Consider the following 18,535-nt stretch of genomic DNA (forward strand, 5'->3'; position numbering starts at 1 on the left):
CGGCTTTATTCGGATTTGAGCGTAATACGCGCAAATGCCTTCTTCCCGGCCTGGCAAACATGGGTCGCACCCAGTACGTATATAAAGGTGCGATCGACAACTTCACCATCTATACGCACACCACCAGAATTCAGAAGGTCGCGCGCCACTGCCGAGTTCTTAACCAGCCCAGCCTTATTAAGGACGGCCGCAATCGGCATATCCTCAGTAGCAGACAACTCGATCTCTGGCAGATCATCCGGAAGCTCGCCCTCCTTCATACGGTTACCCGCCGCACGGTGAGCATTGGCCGCAGCCTCTTCACCATGGAAACGCGCAACGATCTCTTCGGCCAGCTTGATCTTGATGTCCCGCGGATTGGCACCCGCCTCGACATCAGCCCGGAAGGCATTGACCTCATCCATGGAACGGAAGCTGAGCAGCTCGAAATAGCGCCACATCAGCGCATCCGGAATGGAAACCAGCTTGCTGTACATCACACCCGGCGCTTCCTGGATACCGACGTAGTTGCCCAACGACTTGGACATCTTCTTCACGCCATCCAGACCTTCAAGCAACGGCATGGTCAGAATGCACTGCGGCTCCTGGCCATAACCACGCTGCAGCTCACGCCCCATCAGCAAGTTGAACTTCTGATCCGTACCGCCCAGCTCAACATCCGCACGCAAAGCAACCGAGTCATAACCCTGAACCAGCGGATAGAGGAACTCATGAATGGCGATGGGCTGATTGGTGGTGTAGCGCTTATCGAAATCGTCGCGTTCGAGCATGCGAGCTACGGTGTATTGCGAGGTCAGGCGAATGAAGTCGGCCGGCCCCATCTGGTCCATCCAAGTGGAGTTGAACGCCACCTCGGTTTTGGCAGGATCCAGAATCTTGAAGACTTGAGTCTTGTAGGTCTCGGCATTCTCGAGAACCTGCTCGCGGGTCAGCGGAGGACGGGTAGCACTCTTGCCACTCGGATCACCGATCATCCCGGTGAAGTCACCTATAAGGAAGATCACCTGGTGACCCAGTTCCTGGAACTGGCGCAGCTTATTAATAAGCACCGTGTGACCCAGGTGCAAATCCGGCGCAGTCGGATCGAAGCCCGCCTTAATACGCAGCGGCTGGCCACGCTTGAGCTTTTCGATCAGCTCGGACTCGACCAACAGTTCTTCCGCACCACGTTTGATCAGCGCTAGCTGCTCTTCAACCGACTTCATAACAGACCCGCAAGGCTCAGATTCAAAGGGAACCAACCATACAAGATCGCGCACCAAATACAAGTTTTGCCCGGCGCACGCACGCCAATCCACGGACAGAGCATCCGCAGGCTTGCTTCAGAGATGATTTGGTTATATTTTATACAGTTATTTCATCTTCATCATGTCATTCATCTTTTCCAATTCATCTTTTCAAAGTCAAAATTACCTATGACCACAGAACCGTCTAAAGCGCCGCCGCTTTACCCGAAGACCCACCTGCTTGCCGCAAGTGGCATCGCCGCCCTTCTCAGTCTGGCGCTCCTGGTATTCCCTTCCAGTGATGTTGAAGCCAAAAAGACAACCCTGAGCCTTGAACTGGAAAGTCCTGCTGAACAACTGACACAAGATCAAGACGCCGCAGAAACCGTTCAAGCCACAAATGAGCCGGCAGCTTCGCCTTTCGCGCAGATCGAAGACAGCGCCGAAGACACCAAGGAAACCGCCCAGGCCGCGCCTGAGCCAGTGGTCGAGCCGAAGAAAGCCCCGAATCACAAAGAAGTGATCGTAGGCAAAGGCGACACCCTATCCACTCTGTTCGAAAAAGTCGGTCTCCCGGCCGCCTCCGTGCATGAAATCCTGGCCAGCGACAAGCAAGCCAAGCAGTTCAGTCAGCTCAAACATGGCCAGAAGCTCGAGTTTGAATTGAACCCCGAAGGCCAGCTGACCAACCTGCACAGCAAGCTCAGCGACCTCGAAAGCATTACCCTGACCAAGAATGACAAGGGTTATGTGTTCAACCGCATTACCGCCAAACCGACCGTGCGCTCTGCCTACGTTCATGGCGTGATCAACAGCTCGTTGTCGCAGTCTGCCGCTCGTGCCGGTCTGTCCCACAGCCTGACCATGGACATGGCCAGCGTGTTTGGCTACGACGTCGACTTCGCCCAGGATATTCGACAGGGCGACGAGTTCGACGTGATCTACGAACAGAAAGTCGTCAACGGCAAGGCTGTCGGCAATGGTCCAATCCTTTCCGCACGCTTCACTAACCGCGGCAAGACCTACACCGCCGTGCGTTACACCAACAAACAAGGCAACAGTAGCTATTACACCGCTGACGGCAACAGCATGCGCAAGGCATTCATCCGTACCCCGGTGGACTTCGCCCGCATCAGCTCGAAATTCTCCATGGGCCGCAAACACCCGATCCTGAACAAGATCCGCGCCCATAAAGGCGTCGATTACGCAGCACCACGCGGCACACCAATCAAGGCTACCGGTGACGGAAAAGTGCTATTGGCCGGTCGCCGCGGCGGCTACGGCAACACCATCATCATTCAGCACGGCAACACTTACCGTACGCTGTATGGCCACATGCAGGGCTTCGCCAAAGGCGTGCAGACTGGCGGCAGCGTTAAGCAAGGCCAAGTGATCGGCTATATCGGCACCACCGGCCTGTCTACCGGCCCGCATCTGCACTATGAGTTCCAGGTCAACGGTGTCCACGTCGATCCATTGGGCCAGAAGCTGCCGATGGCGGATCCGATCGCCAAGGCCGAGCGTTCGCGTTTCCTGGCACAAAGCCAGCCGTTGATGGCGCGCATGGACCAAGAGAAAGCCACCATGCTGGCTTCGAGCAAACGCTAAGCCATGACTCTCTATATAGGTGTGATGTCCGGGACCAGCCTCGATGGCCTGGACGTTGCGCTGATCGAGCAAACAACGGCGATCAAGCTGATCGCCACGCACTACATCCCCATGCCTGAATCCCTGCGCACCGAGCTGCTTGGCCTGTGCGCCAGCGGCCCGGACGAGATTGCCCGCTCCGCCATCGCCCAGCAAAACTGGGTGAAACTGGCCGCCCAGGGCATTCATACGCTCCTCGACCAACAAAACCTGAAACCCGAAGACATTCGCGCGATTGGCAGCCACGGCCAGACCATTCGCCACGAACCGGCGCGCGGTTTCACGGTGCAAATCGGCAACCCCGCCCTGCTGACTGAGCTGACCGGCATCACCGTGGTCAGCGACTTCCGCAGCCGCGACGTCGCCGCCGGCGGCCAGGGCGCGCCACTGGTTCCAGCCTTCCACGAAGCTTTATTTGAAGAACAACCAGGTAACCGCGCGGTACTGAACGTCGGCGGTTTCAGCAATCTCAGCCTGATCGAGCCCGGCAAACCTGTAGCCGGTTTCGACTGCGGCCCGGGGAATGTGCTGCTGGATGCCTGGATTCACCAGCAACGGGGCGACAATTTCGATCGCGATGGCCAATGGGCGGCCAGCGGCAAAGTCGAACCGTCCTTGTTGAGCGAACTACTCAGCGACCCGTTCTTCGTGACGAAAGGCCCCAAGAGCACCGGCCGCGAAGTGTTCAACCTGCCTTGGCTGACGCAACACCTGTCGCACTTGCCCGCCTTCGCCGCTGAAGACGTACAGGCAACCCTGCTCGAATTGACCGCCCTGACCATCGTCGAGTCGCTGCAAAGCGCCCAATCAGATACACGGGAATTGCTGGTCTGTGGGGGTGGCGCGCACAACGCGACGCTAATGGCCCGCTTGGCAAGCTTGTTACCCAATGCCAAGGTCAGCAGCACCGCAACTTATGGCGTCGACCCGGACTGGGTCGAAGCGATGGCTTTCGCCTGGCTGGCCCATTGCTGCCTGGAAGGCATCGCCGCCAATCGCCCGAGCGTCACCGGCGCCCGTGGCTTGCGCGTACTCGGCGCCATCTATCCCGCCTGACCATCCCGAGCGAATCCCGGACAGCAAAACGCCGCAGGACTGTGAAGCCCTGCGGCGTTTTGTCATTCGGTGACGCGCGATCAGATCGAGAACGAAGACCCGCAGCCACAGGTTGTGCTGGCGTTCGGATTCTTGATCACGAAACGCGAGCCTTCCAGACCTTCCTGATAATCCACCTCGGCACCTGCCAGGTACTGGAAGCTCATCGGATCGACCACCAGACTCACACCTTCGCGCTCGACGATGGTGTCGTCATCGGCCACTTCTTCATCGAAGGTGAAGCCGTACTGGAAACCTGAACAACCACCGCCCGTAACGAATACGCGCAGCTTCAAGCGATCATTCCCCTCTTCATCGACCAGGCTCTTCACCTTGTGCGCGGCACCGTGGGTGAATTGCAAAGCCGTGGGGGTGAAGGATTCGACGCTCATGCTAACTATCTCCCGGCGTTACGCCGCCATAATGCGTGATGACGGGCATTATCCGCTTCTCCTAGAAAATTGGTCAACTATTGTTACGATATATCAATCGAACCAATTGCCGATCCAGAATGCAAAAAGGCCCTTTAGACGGGCCTTTTTGCTGAGCGGAATAAAGCCTTAAGGCAGCATGCCTGCGTGGGACAGGCCCAGACGCTCATCCAGCCCGAACAGGATGTTCAGGTTTTGTACCGCCTGACCCGACGCGCCCTTGACCAGGTTATCGATCACCGACAGCACCACCACCAGGTCACCATCCTGCGGGCGATGCACGGCAATACGGCAAACGTTGGCACCGCGCACGCTGCGGGTTTCCGGGTGGCTGCCCGCCGGCATCACATCGACGAACGGTTCGTTGGCATAACGCTTTTCAAACAGCGCCTGCAGATCCACCGAGCGATCGACGACAGTCGCGTACAGCGTCGAGTGAATGCCGCGAATCATCGGCGTCAGGTGCGGAACGAAGGTCAGGCCGACGTCCTTGCCCGATGCGCGACGCAGGCCCTGGCGAATTTCCGGCAGGTGGCGGTGACCTTTGACGGCGTAGGCCTTCATGCTTTCCGACGTCTCGGAGTACAGCGAACCTACCGCCGCACCACGACCGGCACCGCTGACACCGGATTTGCAGTCAGCGATCAGACGGGACGTGTCCGCCAGACCCGCTTCGAGCAATGGCAGGAAACCCAATTGCGTGGCGGTTGGGTAGCAACCCGGTACAGCGATCAGGCGCGCTTGCTTGATCTGCTCGCGATTGACTTCCGGCAGGCCATAGACCGCCTCTTCCAGCAACTCAGGCGCACCGTGCGGCTGACCGTACCACTTGGCCCACTCATCGGCATCTTGCAGACGGAAGTCCGCCGACAGGTCGATAACCTTGGTCCCTGCAGCCAGCAGTTCACCGGCCAATGCATGAGCAACACCGTGGGGGGTGGCGAAAAACACCACGTCGCAGGCGCCCAGGGTCTTGATGTCCGGAACGCTGAACGCCAAGCCATCGTAGTGACCGCGCAGGTTCGGGTACATATCAGCCACGGCCAGACCGGCCTCGGATCGGGAAGTGATCACCACCACTTCAGCTTGCGGATGCTGCGCCAACAGACGCAGTAGTTCGACACCGGTGTAACCCGTGCCGCCGACGATACCGACCTTGACCATAAACCTGCCCTCAACGAACCCACTGGAAAGCCGTCGATAATAGGGCCCGTATCGTCCTGCGACAACCGGCAAGGTGACGTGCGGACGCTCTACCACCTACTATCCTCGCTACCGTGAACCTGGGAATAACTAAAAATGCTCTATCTGTGGCTCAAAGCGTTTCATATCGTCAGCATGGTCTGCTGGTTTGCCGGCCTGTTTTACCTGCCGCGCCTGTTCGTTTATCACGCGCAAAGCGAAGACAGCGTCAGCAAGGAACGCTTCAGCATCATGGAGCGCAAGCTGTACCGCGGCATCATGGGCCCGGCGATGATCGCCACCCTGATCTTCGGCATCGCACTGATCTACCTCAACCCGAGCATCTTCAGCCAAGGCGCGTGGATCCACGCCAAGTTGACCCTCGTGGTGATCCTGATCGGCTACCACCACATGTGCGGCGCCCAGGTAAAACGCTTTGCCCGTGGCGAAAACACTCGCAGCCATGTCTTTTATCGCTGGTTCAATGAAGTGCCGGTTCTGATATTGCTGGCTATCGTAATTCTGGTCGTCGTTCGACCGTTTTAAACTCAATAAGCCGCAACTTACCGGGGTACTTCCAATGTCGCTGCCCGCTCTGCTCGAACAACGTCTGCGTCTGCCGGTAGTGGCCGCGCCGATGTTCCTGATTTCCAATCCTCAATTGGTGCTGGCCTGCTGCCGCAATGGCGTGGTGGGCAGCTTTCCTGCGTTGAACCAGCGCGAAAGCAGCGGCTTCAAGGCCTGGCTGGAAGAGATCGAAGCGGGACTGGCGACACTGGAGAACCCGGCGCCTTATGCGGTCAATCTGATCGTTCACAACACCAACCCACGACTGCAGGCCGACCTAGCGATCTGCATCGAGCACAAAGTGCCGATCGTGATCACCAGCCTCGGTGCCGTGAAAGAATTGGTCGATGCTGTGCACAGTTATGGCGGCTTGGTGTTTCACGATGTGACGACGCGTCGCCATGCCGAGAAAGCCGCCGAAGCCGGCGTGGACGGTTTGATCGCCGTGGCCGCGGGTGCCGGTGGGCACGCAGGGACCTGGAGTCCGTTTTCGCTGATCGCCGAGATTCGCCAGTTCTTCGACAAGACCCTGCTGCTGGCCGGATGCCTGAACCATGGCCACGAGATTCTCGCCGCGCAATTGCTCGGCGCGGATTTGGCCTACTTCGGCACGCGATTTATCGGCACCACTGAAAGTCATGCGCCTGACGCCTACAAGGAGATGTTGCTGACTTCCAGAGCCGCAGACATCGTGCATACTCCAGCGGTGTCGGGCGTACCGGCGAGTTTCATGCGCCAGAGCCTGGAGGCGGCTGGTTTCGACATGGCGGCACTGCAAGGTAAAGGCGAAGTGAACTTCGGCTCCAAACTCAAGCCTATAAGCGATGAAGCCAAAGCCTGGAAAACCGTATGGTCTGCCGGCCAGGGCGTTGGGGAAATCGATGACCTGCCGAGTGTCGATCAATTGGTCGCACGGCTGGACGCGGAGTACCGCAAAGCGCTCGAATTGGCGGCACTGCTGCCCAAACGCTGGCCGCGCTGAAAGCAATATCAGGCCAGCCCCTTTTGGCTGGCCTTACATTGCACGATCGCAACAACCCTTCTCCACACCTGCGCGACAAGGATGCCTCGGACATGAGCGAAAACCGTTTCAAGATCGTCTTCGACGGCGCTCTGCTGCCGGGTGTTGACGCCACCACCGCCAAACTCAACCTCGCCGAACTGTTCAAAAGCGACGTCGCCGCCATCGAACGGCTGTTCAGCGGCCGTACGGTCGCGCTGAAACGCGACCTGTCACAGCTTGACGCACAGAGCTATCTCCAGGCGCTGACGAAGACCGGCATTAGTGCCCGAATCGAAGCCGAGCCATCGATCGAACTGAACCTGTCCGAGGTTCACGAACATGCCCCCGCCAGTTACCAGACGATATCTGCGGACCCTGAATCGCCGTATGCCCCGCCACGGGCATCCGTCGGTGAAAAGTTGCCGGAGTTCGCCACCCTCAAACCGTTCAGCTTCGAAGGCCGAATCGGCCGCGTGCGGTTCCTGGCCTGGACGATGGCGCTGACCCTGGTGACGCTGGCCGTGGGTTCGGTGCTGGCGATTTTCGGTCTTGCGCTTATCAGCACTGACTCGACTGCGGGGCTGATTCTCGGTGGCCTGCTGGTCTTCATTCTTGTCGTGGCGCTCGCGTTCGTCAGTATCCAGTTCAGTGTCCAGCGTCTGCACGACATCGGCTGGTCCGGGTGGCTCTGGCTGTTGAATCTTGTGCCATTCGTGGGCAGCTTCTTTCCGTTCGTGATCATGGTGGTTCCGGGTAACGCCACCGCCAATCAGTACGGCGCACCGCCTCCGCCGAACAGCACGGCGGTCAAGGTGCTGGCCTGGCTCTGGGTCGCATTTATCGCGATCATCCTCATCGGGGCGCTGGCCGGGGGTATCACGGCTATCCAGCAAGAGTACGAAAACGCAGCCGAAACCAGCTACGACAGCGGCTCGGTCACCACCGATGAGGTCGAAGTCGAGCCGGCCGACGAAGCGGAACAAGCACCAAATGCGGCCGACGATGCAGCGGATGCAGCCGAAGAAGCCCAGCCCCCTGTAGACTCTGCGAAAGAATGAACAGTGCTCCCCGCCCGTGACACCTGCGTTGCCGGCGCGGAGCTGTTGCGATGGAGAACTGCATGACCCGTTACGCTCTGATCACTGGCGCCTCCAGTGGCATCGGCCTGGCGATGGCCGAAGCGCTGGCCCGGCGCGGCCGCAGCCTGATTCTGGTGGCCCGACAACGTGATCAGCTTGAAAGTATTGCGATTGAACTGACTCAACGGTTTGGCGTTGAAGTGTTATTCCGCGCTTGCGACCTGGGCGAGCCGTTAAGGCTGTCCGGGTTTCTGCTGGAACTGGAGGAAGGCGATCGGCAGATCGATTTGCTGGTCAACTGCGCCGGCATCGGTACGTGCGGCCCGTTCCTGGCCCAGGACTGGATGACCGAGCAGGACTTGATCGAAGTCAACATCCTGGCCCTCACCCGGCTGTGCCACGCCATCGGAAACAGCATGGCCCTCCAGGGCGGCGGGCAGATTTTGAACGTCGCTTCGGTGGCCGCATTCCACCCCGGCCCCTGGATGAGCACTTACTACGCGAGTAAGGCGTACGTGCTGCACTTTTCCGAAGGTTTGCGTGTTGAGCTGAAGAAATGCGCGGTCAAGGTGTCGGTGCTATGCCCCGGCCCGACGCGCACGGGGTTTTTCCACACGGCACAACTGGACACCGTAAAAGTGACCGACAGCAGGCTGCTGATGAGTCCGGAGGAAGTCGCGCTGTACACCGTGCGCGCCCTGGAAAAAAATCGCGCGATCATTATTCCCGGAAGGTTGAATCGCTGGTTCGCCTTCCTGCCCAGAATCGGCTCACGATGGCTCAACCGGACAATCTCCGGCATGGTCAACAAGGCCTACTGCCCGCGCTAAATACCACTGAAGGTAAAAGGCTGGGCTCGGGTCTGCCCCCATGGGTACACTCAGGCCAGCCCAAACAACGGAGAAAACAGCTGTGGATACTCTGTTCACCAAGATCATCAACCGGGAAATCCCGGCCAAGATCATTTACGAGGACGACCAGGTACTGGCCTTCCACGACATCGCCCCACAGGCGCCGGTACATTTTCTGGTGATCCCGAAAAAACCGGTGCGTACCCTCAATGACCTGACTGAAGACGACAAGACGCTGGCCGGGCATATCCTGTTCACCGCCCAACGCCTGGCGCTGGAGTTGGGCTGCGAAAAAGGTTTCCGCGTTGTCATGAATTGCAATGAAGAAGGTGGGCAGACTGTCTATCACATTCATATGCACGTGCTGGGTCAGCGCCAGATGCACTGGCCGCCGGGTTGATTCACCGCCCTACCCTGTAGGAGCAAGGCTTGCCCGCGAAATGCGCCGACGCGGTCATTCAGACAAACCGCGTTATCGTTCCTCGCGGGCAAGCCTCGCTCCTACAGATCGCGGCGCTCCAATGACCCAGCGCAAACCTTCCCCGGCCGATTCGGTTAAACTGGCCGCCGAGATTCCTCCCGGAGGTCAGCATGACTACCCAACGTCACTACTCGCCGATTGACCGTCTTCTGCTGCAAGCCGATGCCGCGATGCGTACCCTGCTGCCTTTCAGTGGCCAGCCGTACCGTCCGTCGCCAGCCATCGTGCAGCCTGAAACGCAAATGAGCGACGAAGACACCCGGCACGTTGCCGGTCTGATGCGCATCAACCATACCGGCGAAGTCTGCGCCCAGGCGCTGTATCAGGGCCAGGCCCTGACCGCCAAGCTGCCGCACGTGCGCGCCGCCATGGAACATGCCGCTGAAGAAGAAATCGATCACCTGGTGTGGTGCGAACAACGCATCCACCAGTTGGGCAGTCACACCAGCATTCTGAATCCGCTGTTTTATGGCATGTCGTTCGGGATTGGTGCTGTGGCCGGTCTGATCAGCGATAAGGTCAGCCTGGGATTTGTTGCGGCTACCGAGCATCAGGTGTGCAAACACCTGAACGAACACCTTGAGCAATTGCCGGCCGAGGATGAAAAATCCCGGGCGATTCTTGAGCAGATGCGTATTGATGAAGAACACCATGCGGAAAGCGCACTCGATGCTGGCGGTTTCCGCTTCCCGGCGCCGGTGAAGTTCGGGATGAGTTTGCTGGCCAAGGTGATGACCAAGAGTACTTATCGGATCTGATTTCTCGATTGCCTGACCGGGCCTCTTCGCGAGCAAGCCCGCTCCCACATTGGACCTGTGTTCGCCGTTCTAATGTGGGAGCGGGCTTGCTCGCGAAGGCCATCGCACGGTTCATCAGGCAGACCACAATAAAAAGGCGACTACCGTGAGGCAGTCGCCTTTTTTTGTACTCGAAAACCTTAGGTCGGCATGTTGCGCGCGTAGAAGATTTCCAGCATTTCGTGTTTCACACGATCGGTCACCTGGGCACGTTGCTCAGTGGACAGGCTGCTGGTGGCGTCGCCGAACAGGTAGTTATCCAGTTCGAAATTCTTCAGCAGCATTTTGGTGTGGAACAGGTTTTCCTGGTACACGTTCACGTCAGTCATCTGGTAACTGTCGCGGGTGTCTCCGGAGAGGTAGTTCTGGATCGAATTGATCTCGTGGTCGATGAAGTGCTTTTTGCCTTCAACGTCACGGGTGAAACCGCGCACGCGATAATCCACGGTCACGATGTCCGAATCGAACTGGTGAATCAGAAAGTTGAGCGCTTTTAGCGGTGAAATGACACCACACGTCGACACGTCGATGTCCACACGGAATGTTGCGATACCGTCCACCGGATGGATTTCCGGGTAGGTGTGCACCGTGATGTGGCTCTTGTCGAGGTGGGCCAGAATAATCTCGGGCAACGGGCCCGGGGACTCTTCGATCTGGCTGGCGGTCGGGGTTACCGGCTCTTCAGAAATCAGAATCGTGACGCTGGCGCCCTGCGGATCATAATCCTGACTGGCAATGTTCAGGATGTTGGCACCAATGATATCGACAACTTCTGTGAGGATCTGCGTCAGGCGCTTCGCGTTGTACTCTTCATTGATGTACTCGACGTAAGCCTGCTGATCTTGCGGGGTTTCCGCGTAGCAGATGTCATAGATGTTGAAGCTCAAGGTCTTTGTCAGGTTATTGAACCCGTGGAGCTTGAGTTTGCTTTTCACCGTTAAAAACTCTCTATGTATTGCGGCCCGGGCCGCGTGATCAAGCATGCCCGTCAGATGCGAACAACGCAGCTGCGTAGGACGGTTAACACCTCTTCGCGATGGCAATTTTGGTTATCTGTTCGGATGCATGGCCTGTCGGGTGACGGGCCACGCCCCTGAAAAAAAGTGGCGCTTTATGCAGACGTCAGCTATGGATCGCCAGAGTCTGCACTGCTTTTATGATAGTTGAATGTCGAATCAACCGAGCTCGATGATCTCGTAGTCGTGGGTGATGGCCACGCCAGCCGCGCCGAGCATGATTGAGGCCGAGCAATACTTCTCGGCAGACAGTTCGATGGCGCGTTTGACCTGGGCTTCTTTCAGGCCACGGCCCTTGACCACGAAGTGCATGTGTATCTTGGTGAAAACCTTTGGATCTTCGGTCGCGCGCTCGGCTTCGAGGAAGGCTTCGCAGCTCTCGACGGCCTGGCGGGACTTCTTGAGGATGCTCACCACATCGAAATTGCTGCAACCGCCTACCCCCAGCAGGAGCATTTCCATCGGGCGTACACCCAGGTTACGGCCACCGGCGTCCGGCGGACCGTCCATGACCACGACATGACCGCTACCGGATTCACCGAGGAACATGGCTTCACCAGCCCATTGGATGCGTGCCTTCATCGCCAAGACTCCACTGTATAAAAAAGGGTCGCCAGCTTAGCACAAGGCCCCGCCAGGACAGCGCCTCGCCATCCTAGGACGGACGTGCCAGTCTCGTAGGTAAATTCTCAAATCTTGTAGGAATGTGTCTGTTAAGCTGGCGCCAATTCACTGGCGCTTAGCCAGCTATGAAGCGAATGCAAAAATCGCAGGCTTCACCCGCTCCTACAAAAAAACCAAAACACCGTGCAGTCTTTTCGGGATACAACCATGGTTGCTATTACCCCCACACCCAAAATCAAGAACCTCGACAAACTGTTGATGCATTGCCAGCGCCGTCGTTATGCGGCCAAGAGCAACATCATCTGTGCCGGCGACCGCTCGGACACGCTGTTCTTCATCATTAAAGGCTCGGTCACCATCCTGATCGAGGACGACGACGGCCGCGAGATGATCATCTCGTACCTGAACGCCGGGGACTTCTTCGGTGAGCTCGGGTTATTTGAACAGGCCGGCCTGGAACAGGAGCGCAGTGCCTGGGTGCGCGCCAAGGTCGAATGCGAAGTGGCGGAAATCAGCTACGCGAAGTTCCGCGAACTGTCCCAGCAAGATCCAGACATTCTTTACGTACTCAGCGGACAAATCGCACAGCGTCTGCGCAATACCACGCGCAAGGTCGGCGACCTCGCATTCTTTGATGTGACCGGTCGTGTCGCCCGCTGCCTGCTGGAATTGTGCAAGCAGCCCGACGCCATGACCCACCCGGACGGCATGCAGATCAAGGTGACCCGTCAGGAAATCGGGCGGATTGTCGGGTGTTCCCGGGAGATGGTCGGCCGCGTGCTCAAGGATCTTGAGGAGCGCAACCTGGTGGATGTCAAAGGCAAGACCATGGTGGTCTTCGGCACGCGCTAAACCTCGTACATCTCCGCCAGCAACTGGCGGTACAGCGCGTCGAGGCGTTCCAGTGCATCAGGCGCGGCAAATTTTTCATGCAGGGCGATGTGGCTTTCGGCGCGAACCCGCTGCTCCAGGCCACACGCCTCATTGAAGCGGTTGACCGCCGCCACCATCGATTCCCGCTCGTTATCCAGCAGCAATGCGCCGTGCACCAACCCGACCGGGCGCGTGCCGCTCTTGCTCTGACGCCAGCGTTGGGCAGTGCCGACCATTTTTCGACCGTCGAGGTTGACGTTGAAACGGCCATCGCAGAACGCGCCTTCAACTTCGCCCAGAGATGACGTGCCACCGAGTTCATCCAGCAACTGACAAATCGGATCGCAGAGTCGGCGATAGGCGGTTTCGATCCGGTTCTGGTCGCCTTCGCTGCGGGGTGGCGCGTAGACCAGTGCGATGTTGATGGTCGAGGATGATTGCGGGACCGGTTCGCCGCCGGTTTCGCGCAGCAGTACTGGCCAACCAGCGGCAGCGGAGACTTCGCAGGCGGATTCGAATTGTGGCAGGCGATTCAAGCGGCGTGGCATGACCAGTGCTCGGTCGTTGGGTTGCCAGAACAGCAGGCTGAATTCTGAGTCGCCGGTGCAGACGGAGGCCAGCAGGTCCTGTTCGGCGAGGAGGCCGGCTTCGGTGGTCAGAATGGTCGGCTGGAACATGAGCTACTCCGCAAGACATAAAATCTTTGGGGGTTTTGAGTGCCCCTTCGCGAGCAAGCCCGCTCCCACAAGGGGAACGCATTCCAATGTGGGAGCGGGCTTGCTCGCGAAGGGCGCACCGCGGTTGATCGGTCTGCACTCAGTCGAGTGTGGAGCCACTCACCGCCGAACCACGCTCAGGGAAGAACAACCGCTGCAGTTCAGTCCCAGGGCTTTCGGCACGCATAAAGGCTTCGCCGACCAAGAACGCGTACACGTCGCTGATTTCCATCAGCTCGACATCGGCCCGGTTGAAAATTCCGCTCTCGGTAATCACCAGGCGATCACGAGGAATGCGCGGCAACAGGTCGAGGGTGGTTTCCAGGTTGACGTCGAAGGTGTGCAGGTTGCGGTTGTTCACGCCGACCAGCGGCGTGTCGAGGGTTTTCAAGGCCCGCTCCAACTCGTCGCCGTCGTGAACTTCCACCAGTACATCGAGGCCGACGCTTTTGGCCACCGCCGCCAACTCGGCCATTTTCACGTCGTCCAGGGCGGAGACGATCAACAGCACGCAGTCAGCGCCCAGGGCCCGGGCTTCAACGATCTGGTACGGGTCGATCATGAAATCCTTGCGGATCACCGGCAACTTGCACGCCGCACGCGCCTGTTGCAGATACGCATCGGCGCCCTGGAAATAATCGATATCGGTCAGAACCGACAGGCACGTGGCGCCGCCCTTCTCGTAGCTCCTTGCGATGTCGGCAGGAACGAAGTTCTCGCGGATCACGCCTTTGCTCGGAGAAGCTTTCTTGATCTCGGCAATCACCGCCGGCTGCTTGAGCTTGGCCTGGGCGATCAGTGCCTTGGCGAAACCACGGGGAGCATCGGCTGCCTTGGCCAGGCTTTCCAGCTCGGCCAGGCTGACACGGGCGCTACGCTCGGCAACTTCCTGGACCTTGCGGGCCAGAATGTTTTCCAGAACCGTCGGTACACTCATCCCTCATTCTCCACTCGAAATACCGCGGTAAACGCACCCAACTCCTCGAGTTTCTCCCGAGCGAGGCCGGTGTGCAGCGCGTCGTGCGCCAGGGCAACGCCCTCTTTCAAACTTGTTGCGTGGTCAGCGGCATACAGCGCGGCACCGGCATTGAGCACAATCATCTCGGCGGCTTTCTGGCCGTTCTCGGTCTTGCGCTTGCCCAGGGCATCGCGAATCAGTTCGAGGGACGCGGCCGGGCTGTCGACCGCAAGGCCATGCAGGCTCTGGCTCTTCATGCCCAGGTCTTCCGGCTCAACCCAATATTCAGTGATCTGGTCGTTCTTCAGTTCCGCGACAAACGTTGGCGCGGCCAGGCTGAATTCGTCCAGGCCATCCTTCGAGTGCACCACCAACACATGTTTACTGCCCAGACGTTGCAAGACTTCGGCCAATGGCCGGCACAACGCCGGGTTGAACACGCCCACCACCTGATGTTTCACGCCGGCCGGATTCGTAAGCGGGCCGAGCATGTTGAACAGGGTGCGCAGGCCAAGATCCTTGCGCGGACCGGCGGCGTACTTCATCGCACTGTGGTGAGTTTGGGCAAACATGAAACCGATGCCGACGTTGTCGATGCAGCGTGCCACCTGGATCGGCGTCAGGTTCAGGTAGATCCCGGCCGCCTCCAGCAAGTCAGCACTGCCGCTTTTGCCCGAGACGGCACGGTTACCGTGCTTGGCCACCGTGCAACCGGCCGCCGCGACCACGAAGGAAGAAGCGGTGGACACGTTGAAAATATTTGCACCGTCACCGCCGGTGCCGACGACATCGACGACGCCGTCGAGGGTCTTGAGTTCGACCTTGTCCGCCAGCTCGCGCATGACCGACACCGCGCCAACGATTTCGTCGATGCTTTCGCTCTTCATGCGCATGGCCATCATGAACGCGCCGATCTGCGCGTCCGTGCATTGCCCGGTCATGATTTCGCGCATGACATCGCGCATTTCATCGGTGCTGAGGTCGAGGTGATCGACGATACGGCTCAGGGCTGTCTTGATGTTCATGAAAAGTCCTTAGCGCGTGCCGCCGGTTTGTTTGAGGAAGTTGGCGAACAGTTCGTGGCCCTGCTCGGTGAGGATCGATTCAGGGTGAAATTGCACCCCCTCGATGTTCAGCGTCTTGTGGCGCAGCCCCATGATTTCATCGACCGAGCCGTCTTCGAGCTGGGTCCAGGCGGTCAGCTCCAGACAGTCAGGCAGGGTTTCGCGCTTGACGATCAGCGAGTGGTAACGGGTGACGATCAACGGCCGGTTCAGCCCTTCGAAAACACCCTTGTCCTCGTGGAATACCGGACTAGTCTTACCGTGCATGACCTGACGGGCGCGCACCACGTCACCGCCAAAGGCCTGGCCGATGGACTGGTGACCGAGGCAAACGCCGAGGATCGGCAGTTTGCCGGCGAAGTGCTTGATCGCTTCGATGGAGATGCCGGCTTCGGTCGGCGTGCAAGGACCGGGGGACACAACGATGCGCTCAGGGTTGAGGGCTTCGATTTCGGCAATGGTGAGTTCATCGTTGCGCACAACTTTAACCTGGGAGCCAAGCTCACCGAGGTACTGCACAACGTTGTAGGTAAAAGAGTCGTAGTTATCGATCATCAGCAACATGGCGATGGAAACCTCTTGAATTCACTGACTTTTAAGACAGCCTTCGAATGATGACCCGCAGTGTGCTGCGCTTTGTCAGGTGCTGGAGTGGCGCCAGCAAAGCGGCATTTCATACAGGTAAAGAAGGCAAAACGGTACAGGTCCGGCGAGGCCGGCAAAAGAATTCAGGCGCGCCAACGCCAGCGGGCGTGTGCCTTGATGACTTGATCCAGGAGTTTGCTGATGATCAACACGGGAAAGGTCTCATTCATACGTCTTGGCACAGTAACTTAGCTGGGCAGAGCGTGCAATATGGCGCGCGCGAAGGCTGGCGAAACAAATGAAGGCTTCACGACAGATGGCAAAAGGCCGGAAGTTTTTGGTACTGTCGTTTTGTTCTCTACAACAATAAATAAAACGGACTTGCACATGATCAAACAGACGTTGTTTGTACCGCTCGCCAGTTGTCTGCTCGCCATGGCCTGCGCCCAGGCGAATGCAGCGCCCAACCCTTATTCGAACTTCGTGGTGTTTGGCGACAGCCTCAACGACGCCGGGACGTTTGCCGACACCGGCGGGCCTGCCGGATCGACCCAGCGTTTCACCAACCGCACCGGTCCGGTCTACCTGGACGGCAGCGGTGAAGAGCGCTCACTCAATGCCACGCAAATTCTCGGGGGAAAACTGGGGTACTCACCGGACCAGACAGCGTCTTCGTCTTCGGCCGTACGCGCCAACGAAGGCCTGCCCGACGGCAACAACTGGGCGGTCGGCGGTTATCGCACCGACCAGATCCTCGATTCGATCACTGGCACCTCCGCCACCGGCGAACGCACACGAGCGGGCTATCTGCCGTCGAACAACCTCCGCGCCGACCCGAATGCGCTGTATTACCTCTCGGGCGGTGGTAACGACTTCCTTCAGGGCCGCGTGACCAGCCTGCCCCAGGCCAGCGCCGCCGCTGACCGCCTGGCCAGCAGCGCACAAGCCCTGCAAACGGCCGGCGCCCGCTACATCATGGTCTGGCTGCTGCCGGATATCGGCTTTACCCCCGCGTTCAACGGTTCGCCACTGCAAGCGTTCACTTCCCAGCTCAGCAATCAGTTCAACACCGAGCTGGTGAGCCAACTGCAGGGCATCAACGCCAATATCATCCCGCTGAACATTCCGGTGCTGCTCAAAGAGACGTTTGCCAACCCGGGGCAGTTCGGCCTGGCTACCGATCAAAACCTGAGCGCCACCTGCTTCAGCGGCAACAGTTGCACCGAAAACGCCCGCTACGGCATCAACAGCGCTACGCCGGACCCGACCAAGCTGATCTACAACGACTCGGTGCACCCGACTGAAGCCGGGCAGCGCCTGATTGCCGATTACGCCTATTCGCTGCTGTCCGCACCCTGGGAAGCAACCCTGTTGCCGCAAATGGCCCAAGGTACGTTGCGCTCCCATCAGGATGAATTGCGCAACCAGTGGCTGGCGGATTGGGAAAACTGGCAAGGCGTGGGTCAATGGCGGGCGATTGTCGCCGCCGGCGGCCAGCATCAGGACTTCGACAGCCAGCGCAGTGGCGCCAGTGCTGACGGCAACGGCGCCAACCTGAACATCGGCGGCAGTTACCGGCTCAACGATGCATGGCGCGTGGGCCTGGCCGCTGGTTTCTACAACCAGAAACTCGAGGCCGGCGACAACGATTCGGATTACAAGCTCAACACTTATATGGGCACCGCTTTCGCCCAGTACCAGCAAAACCGCTGGTGGGGCGACGCGGCGCTGACGGCCGGGCATCTGGACTACGACAGCCTGAAACGCAAATTCCAGTTGGGGGTCAACGAACGTGGGGAGAAAGGCGATACCGACGGTTACCTGGTCGCCATCAGCGGCCGCCTGGGTTACGACATCGCACCATTGGCGAGCAGCCCGTGGCACCTGTCGCCGTTCGTGAGCGCTGACTTCGCCAAGGTTGAAGTCGATGGTTACTCGGAAGATGGCGCCGACTCCACGGCGCTGACCTTCGATGATCAGTCACGTATTTCCCGGCGCCTTGGCCTCGGGATCCAGGGCAAATACCAGATCACCTCGCAGACCCAGGTCTTCGGCGAACTGGCTCACGAGCGTGAGTACAACGACGATACCCAGAACGTGACCATGAACCTCAACAGCCTGCCGAACAACCGCTACACCCTGGCCGGCTACACCCCGCAGACCAATCTGAACCGCTTGAACCTGGGTGTGAGCCACAACCTCACCAAGGACCTGGCATTGCGCGCCAGCTATGACATTCGCAAGGATGATGACTTTACCCAGCAAGGCGTCAATGTTGGGGTCAGTCTGGACTTCTAAACCCCAGGCCATAAAAAACGCGGCGCCCTTACAGGTGCCGCG

19 protein-coding genes are annotated in these 18,535 nt (G+C 58.8%); 10 read left to right on the top strand and 9 right to left on the bottom strand.

What is annotated here, in order from left to right; translation table 11 throughout:
• Positions 1-5: 5 nt before the first annotated feature.
• Positions 6-1,205 (bottom strand): tyrosine--tRNA ligase, encoded by a 1,200-nt coding sequence (gene tyrS, locus HB680_RS19565; protein ID WP_213940187.1) that lies wholly within the window; start codon positions 1,203-1,205, stop codon positions 6-8.
• A 210-nt stretch (positions 1,206-1,415) separates the two neighbouring features.
• Here tyrS and HB680_RS19570 point away from each other — a divergent pair, with 210 nt between their 5' ends.
• Both HB680_RS19570 and HB680_RS19575 read left to right on the top strand, forming a co-directional pair.
• Complete coding sequence (locus HB680_RS19570; RefSeq protein ID WP_213940188.1) at positions 1,416-2,834, top strand: peptidoglycan DD-metalloendopeptidase family protein; 1,419 nt, start codon at positions 1,416-1,418, stop codon at positions 2,832-2,834.
• A gap of 3 nt (positions 2,835-2,837) precedes the next feature.
• Entirely contained in the window at positions 2,838-3,929 is a 1,092-nt protein-coding gene (locus HB680_RS19575) for an anhydro-N-acetylmuramic acid kinase (protein ID WP_213940189.1), read from the top strand.
• A gap of 80 nt (positions 3,930-4,009) precedes the next feature.
• Here the strand turns inward: HB680_RS19575 and erpA are convergent, their stop codons facing one another.
• Positions 4,010-4,360 (bottom strand): iron-sulfur cluster insertion protein ErpA, encoded by a 351-nt coding sequence (gene erpA / locus HB680_RS19580; protein ID WP_007947969.1) that lies wholly within the window; start codon positions 4,358-4,360, stop codon positions 4,010-4,012.
• A gap of 168 nt (positions 4,361-4,528) precedes the next feature.
• Positions 4,529-5,563 carry an N-acetyl-gamma-glutamyl-phosphate reductase gene (gene argC, locus HB680_RS19585; protein ID WP_123512992.1) on the bottom strand — a complete coding sequence of 345 codons (1,035 nt, stop codon included), beginning with the start codon at positions 5,561-5,563 and terminating at the stop codon, positions 4,529-4,531.
• A gap of 135 nt (positions 5,564-5,698) precedes the next feature.
• On the opposite strand from argC, the gene hemJ reads away from it, so the two are divergent.
• The 6 genes from hemJ to coq7 all read left to right on the top strand — a co-directional run bounded on the left by hemJ (position 5,699) and on the right by coq7 (position 10,320).
• Entirely contained in the window at positions 5,699-6,127 is a 429-nt protein-coding gene (gene hemJ / locus HB680_RS19590; protein ID WP_213940190.1) for a protoporphyrinogen oxidase HemJ, read from the top strand.
• A gap of 34 nt (positions 6,128-6,161) precedes the next feature.
• Positions 6,162-7,130, top strand: a complete 969-nt coding sequence (locus tag HB680_RS19595; protein ID WP_213940191.1) for a nitronate monooxygenase family protein — start codon at positions 6,162-6,164, stop codon at positions 7,128-7,130.
• Positions 7,131-7,222: 92 nt separating this feature from the next.
• On the top strand, positions 7,223-8,209 hold the full coding sequence (locus HB680_RS19600) for a DUF805 domain-containing protein (protein WP_213940192.1): 987 nt from the start codon (positions 7,223-7,225) through the stop codon (positions 8,207-8,209).
• Between the two features lie 62 nt (positions 8,210-8,271).
• Positions 8,272-9,060, top strand: a complete 789-nt coding sequence (locus tag HB680_RS19605; protein WP_213940193.1) for an SDR family oxidoreductase — start codon at positions 8,272-8,274, stop codon at positions 9,058-9,060.
• An 82-nt stretch (positions 9,061-9,142) separates the two neighbouring features.
• A complete protein-coding gene (locus tag HB680_RS19610) occupies positions 9,143-9,481 on the top strand; it encodes a histidine triad nucleotide-binding protein (protein ID WP_056726663.1) in 339 nt (112 codons plus the stop codon).
• 191 nt (positions 9,482-9,672) lie between these two features.
• On the top strand, positions 9,673-10,320 hold the full coding sequence (coq7, locus tag HB680_RS19615) for a 2-polyprenyl-3-methyl-6-methoxy-1,4-benzoquinone monooxygenase (protein WP_123410512.1): 648 nt from the start codon (positions 9,673-9,675) through the stop codon (positions 10,318-10,320).
• A gap of 179 nt (positions 10,321-10,499) precedes the next feature.
• Here the strand turns inward: coq7 and speD are convergent, their stop codons facing one another.
• Both speD and HB680_RS19625 read right to left on the bottom strand, forming a co-directional pair.
• Entirely contained in the window at positions 10,500-11,294 is a 795-nt protein-coding gene (speD, locus tag HB680_RS19620; RefSeq protein WP_213940194.1) for an adenosylmethionine decarboxylase, read from the bottom strand.
• 240 nt (positions 11,295-11,534) lie between these two features.
• On the bottom strand, positions 11,535-11,957 hold the full coding sequence (locus tag HB680_RS19625) for an OsmC family protein (protein ID WP_007941657.1): 423 nt from the start codon (positions 11,955-11,957) through the stop codon (positions 11,535-11,537).
• Between the two features lie 249 nt (positions 11,958-12,206).
• On the opposite strand from HB680_RS19625, the gene crp reads away from it, so the two are divergent.
• Positions 12,207-12,851, top strand: a complete 645-nt coding sequence (gene crp / locus HB680_RS19630; protein ID WP_054044118.1) for a cAMP-activated global transcriptional regulator CRP — start codon at positions 12,207-12,209, stop codon at positions 12,849-12,851.
• Here crp and HB680_RS19635 read toward each other — a convergent pair.
• The 4 genes from HB680_RS19635 to HB680_RS19650 all read right to left on the bottom strand — a co-directional run bounded on the left by HB680_RS19635 (position 12,848) and on the right by HB680_RS19650 (position 16,174).
• Positions 12,848-13,549 carry a lipoate--protein ligase family protein gene (locus HB680_RS19635; protein WP_213940195.1) on the bottom strand — a complete coding sequence of 234 codons (702 nt, stop codon included), beginning with the start codon at positions 13,547-13,549 and terminating at the stop codon, positions 12,848-12,850. The two genes, crp and HB680_RS19635, sit on opposite strands and share 4 nt — an antisense overlap.
• A gap of 139 nt (positions 13,550-13,688) precedes the next feature.
• A complete protein-coding gene (gene trpC, locus HB680_RS19640) occupies positions 13,689-14,525 on the bottom strand; it encodes an indole-3-glycerol phosphate synthase TrpC (protein WP_213940196.1) in 837 nt (278 codons plus the stop codon).
• Positions 14,522-15,571, bottom strand: coding sequence for an anthranilate phosphoribosyltransferase (trpD, locus tag HB680_RS19645; RefSeq protein ID WP_213940197.1), 1,050 nt, complete (start codon positions 15,569-15,571; stop codon positions 14,522-14,524). Before trpD ends, trpC begins: the two co-directional genes overlap by 4 nt.
• A gap of 9 nt (positions 15,572-15,580) precedes the next feature.
• Positions 15,581-16,174 carry an aminodeoxychorismate/anthranilate synthase component II gene (locus HB680_RS19650; RefSeq protein ID WP_213940198.1) on the bottom strand — a complete coding sequence of 198 codons (594 nt, stop codon included), beginning with the start codon at positions 16,172-16,174 and terminating at the stop codon, positions 15,581-15,583.
• Between the two features lie 408 nt (positions 16,175-16,582).
• Here HB680_RS19650 and estP point away from each other — a divergent pair, with 408 nt between their 5' ends.
• Positions 16,583-18,493 carry an esterase EstP gene (gene estP / locus HB680_RS19655; protein WP_213940199.1) on the top strand — a complete coding sequence of 637 codons (1,911 nt, stop codon included), beginning with the start codon at positions 16,583-16,585 and terminating at the stop codon, positions 18,491-18,493.
• Positions 18,494-18,535 lie beyond the last annotated feature (42 nt).

This window comes from Pseudomonas sp. dw_612 (genome assembly GCF_018449725.1).
Lineage (GTDB): Bacteria > Pseudomonadota > Gammaproteobacteria > Pseudomonadales > Pseudomonadaceae > Aquipseudomonas.